The organism is Micromonospora sp. KC721, assembly GCF_004348355.1.
In the GTDB taxonomy this organism is placed as follows: Bacteria; Actinomycetota; Actinomycetes; order Mycobacteriales; family Micromonosporaceae; genus Micromonospora.
In genome coordinates this window covers 1-8600 of record NZ_SMJY01000233.1, presented here as the reverse complement: position 1 = coordinate 8600, position 8600 = coordinate 1, and the positions used below count along the sequence as shown (strand labels likewise).

At 74.0% G+C, this 8600-nt stretch carries 11 protein-coding genes; 3 read left to right on the top strand and 8 right to left on the bottom strand.

What is annotated here, in order from left to right:
• Together E1182_RS26980 and E1182_RS26975 are read right to left on the bottom strand one after the other, a co-directional pair.
• A partial coding sequence (locus E1182_RS26980) for a preprotein translocase subunit TatB (protein ID WP_132270460.1) occupies positions 1-385 on the bottom strand: 385 nt, incomplete at its 3' end.
• A 72-nt stretch (positions 386-457) separates the two neighbouring features.
• The gene (locus E1182_RS26975; RefSeq protein WP_132270458.1) at positions 458-1780 is read right to left on the bottom strand and encodes a S1C family serine protease; all 1323 of its coding nucleotides are present in this window, start codon (positions 1778-1780) and stop codon (positions 458-460) included.
• Between the two features lie 270 nt (positions 1781-2050).
• Here E1182_RS26975 and E1182_RS26970 point away from each other — a divergent pair, with 270 nt between their 5' ends.
• Complete coding sequence (locus tag E1182_RS26970) at positions 2051-2659, top strand: O-methyltransferase (RefSeq protein WP_132270456.1); 609 nt, start codon at positions 2051-2053, stop codon at positions 2657-2659.
• Positions 2660-2699: 40 nt separating this feature from the next.
• Here E1182_RS26970 and E1182_RS26965 read toward each other — a convergent pair whose 3' ends face one another.
• Entirely contained in the window at positions 2700-4172 is a 1473-nt protein-coding gene (locus tag E1182_RS26965) for a M17 family metallopeptidase (RefSeq protein WP_132270454.1), read from the bottom strand.
• A 145-nt stretch (positions 4173-4317) separates the two neighbouring features.
• Entirely contained in the window at positions 4318-4485 is a 168-nt protein-coding gene (locus tag E1182_RS26960) for a DUF3117 domain-containing protein (RefSeq protein WP_007455245.1), read from the bottom strand.
• Between the two features lie 190 nt (positions 4486-4675).
• On the opposite strand from E1182_RS26960, the gene E1182_RS26955 reads away from it, so the two are divergent.
• Positions 4676-5494, top strand: coding sequence for a PaaX family transcriptional regulator C-terminal domain-containing protein (locus tag E1182_RS26955; protein ID WP_132270451.1), 819 nt, complete (start codon positions 4676-4678; stop codon positions 5492-5494).
• A 4-nt stretch (positions 5495-5498) separates the two neighbouring features.
• On the top strand, positions 5499-6287 hold the full coding sequence (locus tag E1182_RS26950; protein ID WP_132270449.1) for an enoyl-CoA hydratase/isomerase family protein: 789 nt from the start codon (positions 5499-5501) through the stop codon (positions 6285-6287).
• Positions 6288-6353: 66 nt separating this feature from the next.
• On the opposite strand, the gene E1182_RS26945 is transcribed toward E1182_RS26950, so the two are convergent.
• Genes E1182_RS26945 through E1182_RS26930 form a run of 4 tightly spaced genes read right to left on the bottom strand, consistent with a single transcriptional unit; the run spans position 6354 to position 8573 of the window.
• The gene (locus E1182_RS26945; RefSeq protein ID WP_132270446.1) at positions 6354-6941 is read right to left on the bottom strand and encodes a hypothetical protein; all 588 of its coding nucleotides are present in this window, start codon (positions 6939-6941) and stop codon (positions 6354-6356) included.
• A 12-nt stretch (positions 6942-6953) separates the two neighbouring features.
• Complete coding sequence (locus E1182_RS26940) at positions 6954-7538, bottom strand: DNA-3-methyladenine glycosylase I (protein WP_132270444.1); 585 nt, start codon at positions 7536-7538, stop codon at positions 6954-6956.
• Between the two features lie 37 nt (positions 7539-7575).
• Positions 7576-8055, bottom strand: a complete 480-nt coding sequence (locus tag E1182_RS26935; protein ID WP_132270463.1) for an SRPBCC family protein — start codon at positions 8053-8055, stop codon at positions 7576-7578.
• Between the two features lie 44 nt (positions 8056-8099).
• The gene (locus tag E1182_RS26930) at positions 8100-8573 is read right to left on the bottom strand and encodes a DivIVA domain-containing protein (protein ID WP_132270441.1); all 474 of its coding nucleotides are present in this window, start codon (positions 8571-8573) and stop codon (positions 8100-8102) included.
• Positions 8574-8600: the final 27 nt, after the last annotated feature.

Below are 8600 nucleotides of genomic sequence, written 5' to 3'. Positions count from 1 at the left end.
GTGCCGGGGCGGGTGCCCTGTCGCTGGCCGGACGGCCGGTGTCCCGTACGTCGACGGCCTTCGCGACGTCCTTCAGCTCCTCGTGCACGCCGGTGACGTCGGCGCGGAGGTTGTCGTAGACACCCTGCAACGGCTTGCGAATCGCCGCCTCGTCCTCCTCGCTGAGCAGGTGCTTGCGGATGAACGCCTTCGGGTGCAGGTCCTCCAGCTGGATGTCGGTGCCCAGCTCGCGACTCAGGTCGCCGGTGGCGTTGCGGGCCATGGTGCGCAGGTTGCGCACCATCCGCAGGCCGTCGTTGATCACGTTGGGCAGCCGGTCACCGAAGATCAGCAGCGCCAGGAGCAGCAGCGCAACGATCTCCCACCAGTTCAGGTTGTCGAGCACTGCTGGGCCTCCTCGTCGGTCAGGCCAAGAGTACGCACGTCGGGCGGCTGGTCGGGAGAGGGTGACCGGTCCTCACTTGGCATCTGCGGCGAGCGTCACGGACGCGTTCTGCCGGCTCGCACCCCGCCGGTACTCCACCCGCACCACCGCCCCAGGGGCGAACTTGCGGACCAGCGCGATCAGATCGGTCGGCTCGGTCATCGGCCGGCCGTTCAACCGCAGGATCACGTCCCCGGCCTTGAGACCGGCACCGGCCGCCGGCCCGGACGGCTCGACCGCCGCCAGCCGTACCCCCGCTCCGCCGGTGCTCGACCCGGCGCCACCGACCTGCGCTCCGATCACCGTACGGCGGGCCTTGCCGGTGCCGATGATGTCCTGGGTGATCCGTTTGGCCTGGTTGATCGGAATGGCGAAGGCGAGCCCGATGTTCCCCGCCTCCTGCCCCTCGGCGACCAGGGACTTGATCGTGGAGTTGACCCCGATCACCCGGCCGGCGGCGTCGACCAGTGGGCCGCCGGAGTTGCCGTGGTTGACCGCCGCGTCGGTCTGGATGGCCGCGTAGTAGCGCACCGGCCCACCGGGCTCCCCGGCCTGCATGGTGCGGTCCAGTGCGCTGACGATGCCGGCGGTGACCGTGTTGGCCAGCGAGAGCGGCGAGCCGAAGGCCAACACCGGGTCGCCGACGGCGAGCGCGTCCGAATCGCCGAACTCGACCGGTCGCAGCCCGGTGCGGCTCACCTTGATCACGGCGATGTCCGACTCCGGGTCCTGGCCGACCACGGTGGCCGGGGCGGTGCTGCCGTCGTTGAAGACCACGCTGGCCCGGCCGCCCCCGTCCCCGACCACGTGGTCGTTGGTGATCACGTGCCCGTCGGCGCTGACGATGAAGCCGGATCCCTCGCTCATCCCGGCCAGGCTGACCACCCGGACGGTCACCACGCTGGGCAGGACCTTCTCCGCGACCGCGGCCAGCGACTCGGGACGACGCTGGGCCAGGCCGGGGGCGTCGGCCGGTCGGGCGCCGAGGGTCACCCCGCCGCCGGCCCCACCGCGCACCGCGAAGGCGTACCCGAGAGCACCGCCGAGCGCCCCCGCGAGCAGCGCGGTGATCAGCGGGATCAGCAACAGTTGACGCAGCCTCGGCCGACCCGGCGCGTCCGGGTCGCTGACCGGCTCGGGTGCCGCGCCGACCGCCGGCGCGGTCGGCAGCACCACGGCGGCGGGCGCGTACGGGTCGCGCCACGGATCGGCGAGCGCGTCGGACCACCACGGTGACGCCGTGCCGCTCCCGCTGCCGTGCGGTGCCGTCGGGTGCCCTGCCGGCGGCGTCCCCGTCGGGGGGCCCGGCGGCGCAGGATTGCTGCCGGGCTGGCGCCAGTCCCAGCCGTCGGTCACGTCGGTGCCTCCCACTCCGTCCCCGGATCCCCCGTACGGCGCGACGCGGCGGCCGGTACGCCACGGGGGACACCAGTTCCAGGATTGCACGGATGGGCCGGGATCGAACCGGCTCCGGCGGTCGTGATCGTCATCGCCGGACGGGGCCGCTGCGCCGCGCGGGCCGCGCCTCTAGGCTCACAGTGCCAACCCGCCCCTCGCACCACTCCCGCCGCCCGGAGGTGTCCCATCGCCACGGTCGCCAGTTCCGGCACTCCGACGGCCCAGACGTTGCAGTTCGCCGAGTCGTACGTCGGCGAGGACCTCGTCCTACGGACCGCCCGTGCCCTCGCCCGTGAGGTCGGCCTCGACGTGGTGACCCCGGGCGCCGGGGCCGCGCTGCGCCTGCTCGCCGCCGCCGGAAACGCCCGCGCGGTGGTCGAGATCGGCACCGGCACCGGAGTCAGCGGGGTCTGGTTGCTGCGCGGCATGCGCGCTGACGGGGTGCTCACCACCATCGACGTGGAGGTCGAACACCAACGCATCGCCCGGCGCATCTTCGTCGAGGCCGGTTTCCCCGCGGGGCGTACCCGGATCATCACCGGCCGGGCGCTGGACGTGCTGCCCCGGCTCGCCGACGGCGCGTACGACCTGGTCTTCGTGGACACCGAGGCGACCGGCTTCGCCGCGTACGCGGACGCCGCGCTGCGGCTGCTGCGCCCCGGCGGGGTGCTCGCCCTCAACGGCGCCCTGGCCAACGGGCGCATCGGTGACCCGGCCGCGCGGGACGCCGAGACGGTCACCGTACGGGAGACGGTGAAGGCGATCCGCGAGTCCGAGCACTGGACGCCCGCGTTGCTGCCGGTCGGGCACGGCCTGCTGGTCGCGGTGAAGTGCTGACCGCTCGCCGCCCCGCCCGCCTCGTCGGCTGGGCGGCCGGTCAACGCAGCGTCGCCAGCCAGCGCAGCAGCCCGCGTACGCCCCAACCGGTCGCGCCCCGGGTCAGTTCGGCGTCGTCGCCGTCGGACCAGGACGGCGCGGACATGTCGATGTGCAGCCAGCGGTCGCGCAGGTCGCCGGTGAACTCGCGGAGGAACAGCGCGGCGGTGACCGAGCCCGCGCCCGCGTCCGGCGAGCTGTGCAGGTCGGCCAGGTCGCTGCCGAGGTGCTCGACGTAGTCGGCGGGCAGCGGCATCCGCCAGGCCGCCTCCCCGGCCTGCTCGATCGCGGCCAGCAGGTCGGCGGCGAGCCGGTCGTTGTCGCTGTAGAGCGCGCCGTGCTTCTTGCCGAGCGCGACCGCGTTGGCGCCGGTCAGGGTCGCCAGGTCGACCAGCAGGTCCGGCGCGAGTTCGCGCACCGCGTACGCGATCGCGTCGGCGAGAACCAGCCGCCCCTCGGCGTCGGAGTTGGTGGTCTCGCTGGTCAGGCCGCCGTAGTGGCGGATGATGTCGCCGGGTCGAAACGCCGAACCGCTGACCATGTTCTCGGCCAGCGGGGCGAGGGTGGTGACCCGGACCGGCAGGCGCAGCGCCGCCGCGCCGAGGGTCGCCGCGACCACGGCGGCGGCGCCGGCCATGTCCTTGCGCATCAGTTTCATCGCCGGCACCGGTTTGATGGAGATGCCGCCGGTGTCGAAGGTGATGCCCTTGCCGACGAGCACCACGTGGGTACGGGCGTCGGTGGGGCGCCAGTCCAGCTCCACCAGGCGGGGGGCGCTGGCCGAGCCACCGCCGACGGCCAGGATGCCGCCGAAGCCCTCGGCGGCCAGTTCCTGCGGGCCGCGTACCCGCAGGTGCAGGTCGGGAAGATCGGCGGCGGCCTCGACCTGGGCGGCGAACCACTGCGGGTTCTTCACCGACGAGGGAGTGTTGGTGAGGTCCCGGGCCAGGCGGGTCATCCGGGCGGTGGTCTCCGCGACGGCGACCGCCTCACGGTGTGCCTCCGGGTCGGCGACCAGCAGTTCCACGCCGGTCAGCGCGGGCGCGTCGCCGGCATCGGTCATCCGGAACCGGTAGGCGGCGAGCTGGAGCCCCTCGACGAGGGCGGCCACGGCGGGGCTGTCGACGTCGGCCGGGAGCGCGACGGTGATCTGTGTCTCATCTTTGGCGGCGCGGGCGAGGGCCGCCCCGGCGGTCCGCCAACTCCTGCCGGTGCCGTCGCCGACGCCGAGCAGCAGCAGCCGTTGCGGGGTGCCATGGGGGCGCAGGTGGGCGAAGGTCTCGCCGGCCCGGCCGGCGAGCCGGGTGGCGGGCAACAGGGCGATCGCCTCGGCCGAGACCTCCTCGGGCAGGGCAACTCCGGTCGGGACCAGCGTCGCCGGTGCCCTTCCCCCGTCGGTGGCGACACCGGCGCGGACCGGCAGGACGAGGGTGTCCGGCCGGTCGGGGCCGGCTGTCAGGCGGATAGCGAGCACGCTGGGACGTACCTCCGGAGGTGTTCGTGGCGCGGGGCGGGCCGCCCCGCGTGCGGGATGTGAAGACCCTGAGCCACCGGGGGATCCCCGGTGGCTCAGGGTCACGACGCACCATCCGCGCGGTGCCGCGCGGATCGTCGGTCGGTCAGCCGGCGGCCGCCTTCAGCGCGTCACCGAGCGCGTTGGCCTCGTCGGGAGTCATCTCGACGACGAGCCGGCCACCGCCCTCCAGCGGGACCCGCATGACGATGCCCCGGCCCTCCTTGGTGACTTCCAGCGGACCGTCGCCCGTCCGCGGCTTCATCGCCGCCATGTTGTCTCCCCTCAGACCTACACCAGGGTCGGTGGGTTGCCCCACAGCCACTTCGCCAAGACCACCCGCAAGGTACGCGGGGGTGTCGACCAACGATTTTCCCTGATGAACACCGCCGGACCCAAACCGAAGCTGCATTGATGTAACAGCACCTAGCTTATCCTGGGTAGGCCTGTCACAATGTGCGGTCATGCAGGCACGGTCGGCACTCTTCGACCTGTACGGCGACCACCTCCGGCAGAGGGGTGGCCGCGCGCCGGTCGCCGCCCTGGTCAAACTGCTCGCACCGCTGGGAATCGCGCCCCCGGCCGTACGCACGGCGGTCTCCCGAATGGTCCGCCAGGGGTGGCTGGATCCGCTCCGTCTGCCCTCCGGACCCGGCTATTCGATCACACCCAAAGCTGCCCGGCGACTGGACGAGGCGGCGGCCCGGGTCTACCGCACCGGCCGGGTCACCTGGGACGGCCGCTTCGACCTACTGGTGCTGCGGACCACGGCGTCCCGGCGGGACCGGCAGCGGCTCGCCGCCAACCTCAGCTTCCTCGGCTACGGCGCGCTCGACGAGCACACCTGGGTGGCCACCCGCGGCGGCGAGGACGTCGACCTTCTGCTGGAGGACGCCGGCGTGCACTACGAACGGTTCACCGCCGCGCACGCCGCCGGCACGCCGGGGGCGATGGGGGTGGTCCGGCGGGCCTGGGATCTCACCGAGATCGGGCACGCGTACGAACGGTTCGTCGCCGAACAGCGCCCGCTGCTGGCCGGCGTGACCGCACGCAGCGGCGACGAGGAGGCGTACGCGGCCCGGTTCCGGCTCGTGCACGCGTGGCGTACCTTCCTGTTCCGGGACCCGCAGTTGCCGCCGGCGCTGCTCCCCGAGCGCTGGCCCGGCGTCGCCGCGGCCAGTTTCTTCGACCGGCACGCGGCCCGGCTGCGGCCGGCCGCCGACCGGTACGTCGAACAGTGCCTCGACGCCGGCAACCGCACCGCCCGACAGAAGGGTCGTTGAGAACGTGACCGAGCCGCTGCTCGTCGACCGCACCGACGCCGTGGTCACCCTGACCCTGAACCGCCCCACGGCGATGAACTCGCTCGACGTGGCGCTCAAGGAGGCGCTGCGGGACACCCTGGCCGAGTTGGAGACCGACCGTTCCTGCCGGGCGGTGGTACTGGCCGGGGCCGGCGACTCGTTCAGCGCGGGGCAGGATCTGCGCGAACACGTGCAGATCCTGCAGTCCCCCACCGCCAACCCGCTGGACACCGTGCGGGCGCACTACAATCCGATCGCCGCGAGGCTGGCCAACCTGCCCAAGCCGGTGGTGGCCGCGGTACGCGGGATGGCCGCCGGGGCGGGCGCCTCGCTGGCGTTCCTGGCGGACTTCCGGATCGGCGGGCCGAAGACGAAGTTCCTGATGGCCTTCGCCGGGGTGGGGCTGGCCGCCGACACCGGCGCCTCCTGGACGCTGCCCCGGCTGGTCGGCCACGCCAAGGCCGTGGAGATGCTGATGCTCGCCGAGCCGGTGGGCGCCGAGGAGGCGTGCCGGCTGGGCCTGCTCACCCGGCTGGTCGAGGACGAGGCGGTGCTGCCGACCGCGCAGGAGCTGGCGGCCCGGCTGGCCGCCGGCCCGACCGTGGCGTACGGGGCGATCAAGCGGCAGCTCTCCATCGCCGACGCGGGCACCCTGGCCGACGCCCTGGCCGCCGAGGCCCAGGCCCAGGCGATCTGCGGCGCCACGGCCGACCACCGGGCCGCCACCGAGGCTTTCGTCGACAAGCGCCGGCCCACCTTCGCAGGCCACTGATCCGGCCCTGCCCGGCCACCCTGGCGGCATGTCATCAGGGTGGCCCGGCAGAGAAAGCGACCGTGGTCAGTCGTCCTCCTCCGGGTCCTGATTGGCCTCGGCGCCCAGCACGAACGCCTGCATGGCCAGTTCGTCACCCGAAGGCGAGACGAACGCGGGCAACTCTCCCGGGCCCAACTCCTGCACGTACGACCAGAACAGCCGCACCGCCTCGGCCCGGGTGTCGGCCTCGATGGGCAGATCCAGGCTGACCAGCCAGGTCCGACGGGGTGCCGGCGGACCGAGCCGGTCGACCAGGTGCCCGAACACCACCGGGTCCAGCGGGCTGACCGGGCCGGTGATCTCCACCCGGTCGGCCGGAACCGGCTCGTCGAAGGCCCGCCGGGTGTACGCCACCGCCAGTCCGGCACCGGAGCGGACCACCCGGCCCAGGGCGACCAGCCGGGGCGGCGCGTCCGTCAGCACCGCCACCGGGTCGCCGGGACGCGGTCGGTGGCCGCCCGGGGCGGCGGGCAGGTCCAGGGAGTCGTGGTGGACGAGGCGCTCGGCGTCGAGGCGTCCCGGCGGGAGGAGCACCGCCCAGGCGCCCTCACCCCGCCCGGTGCCTCCGCCGCCGTCGGTCGCGCCGCTGGCGCGGTGGTCGGTCGCGGTCATGCCCCAATCCCATCATGTCCCGGCCGGGGCGGTGACGACGTGGCAGGCCGCGAGGTGGTCGTCGACCATCCCGGTGGCCTGCATCAGGGCGTAGGCGGTGGTCGGGCCGACGAACCGGAAGCCGCGCCGCTTGAGCTCCTTGGCCAGCGCGGTGGACTCGGGGGTGAGCGCCGGCACCTGCGCGAACGACTCCGGCCGGGCGGCCCGGGCCGCCGGCGCGTACGACCAGAGCAGCGCGGAGAGCCCCTTCGGCAACGCCAGGGCGGCGCGGGCGTTGGCGACCGCCGCCTCGATCTTGGCGCGGTTGCGGACGATGCCCGCGTCGGCAAGCAGGCGGGCGACGTCGGCATCGCCGTAGCCGGCGATCCGCTCGATCCGGAAGTCGTCGAAGGCACGCCGGAACGCCGGCCGCTTGCGCAGGATGGTCAACCACGACAGGCCGGACTGGAACGCCTCCAACGTGAGCCGCTCGTAGAGCGCGTCGTCGCCGTGCAGTGGCCGGCCCCACTCGGTGTCGTGGTAGACGGCGTAGTCGGGGGTGCTCGCCCCCCAGGCGCAGCGCGACAGCCCGTCGGGGCCGGTCACCAGGTCAGTCACGGCGTACACGGTAGGGCAGGACCCCGACACTGCCGGGTCAGGGCAGCCGGCCCTGCTCGACCAGGCGGGCGAATCGCTTGAGGGCCAGGGTCAGGCTGGCCTTGGAACCCGGCCAGAGCAGCGGCCAGGCCACCTGCCCGGCGGCTCCGGGAGGCAGGTGGAACCACTCGTGCCAGACCACCTGCGTGCGGTCGCGGGCCAACGGGGTGCAGCGCAGCACTCCCGGGCCGCGCAGCAGCGGGCCACAGTGCACCACCCCGATCTCGTACGGCGCGTCGACCCGAACCACCCGCATCTCGTCGCGCAGCACGGCCGGGCCGAGCGTGGTGACCGCCTCGATCAGGCTGCCCTCGCCACCGTCGCCCTCGACGACCCGGACGGTGGTCAGTGGGATCCAGTCGGACTGCCGCTCCCACGCGGTGAGCCCGGCGAAGACCCGGCTGGCGGGGGCGTCGACGATCACCGTGGCGGTGAACTCGCCGGCCCCGCGGCGGGCCGCCTCGCCCAGCCCGCCCACGTCGCCCGCGCCGTCGGCACTGCCCGCGCCGTCGTCGGCACCGCTCACGCCGGCTCCGCGCGGACCGTGACCGTGTCGGACGGGTCCCCGCCGACCTCGGCGGGCGCGTCGGTCGGGTCGGCGGTGTCGGCTCCGGCGGCGGGTCCGGCAGAGGTGGCCCGGGCGGCCTCCTCACGGGCCCGACGCAGCTCGTCGGCATCGGCGATGCGGCCCTCGCGCAGGGCGGTGACCTCGGCCTCCAGCACGCCGATCAGCTCGGTCTTGTAACCGATGTCGTAGGCGGCGCGGCGCATCGCCTGGTCGACCTGGGACATCCGGTAGCCGCGCAGCGCGGTGTCGAAGCGGACCTCGCCGACGTCGGACTCGCGCAGCGGGCGGCCGGCCGGCAGCGGCACGGCCTCGCCGTCGGGCTCGGCCGGCACCAGGCCGGGATCCCGCCCGGAGACCAGCGCCGTCACCCCGAACACCACCGCCGCCACGGTCAACGCGACGACCAGTACGAGCAGAACTCGACCCATGCACAGATCGTGGCACGTCCACCCGCC

Coding starts and splice junctions, on each gene's coding strand:
- E1182_RS26930 (WP_132270441.1), bottom strand. CDS start 8,573: ATGGGTCGAGTTCTGCTCGTACTGGTCGTCGCGTTGACCGTGGCGGCG.
- E1182_RS26960 (WP_007455245.1), bottom strand. CDS start 4,485: ATGGCGGCGATGAAGCCGCGGACGGGCGACGGTCCGCTGGAAGTCACC.
- E1182_RS26945 (WP_132270446.1), bottom strand. CDS start 6,941: ATGACCGCGACCGACCACCGCGCCAGCGGCGCGACCGACGGCGGCGGA.
- E1182_RS26955 (WP_132270451.1), top strand. CDS start 4,676: ATGCAGGCACGGTCGGCACTCTTCGACCTGTACGGCGACCACCTCCGG.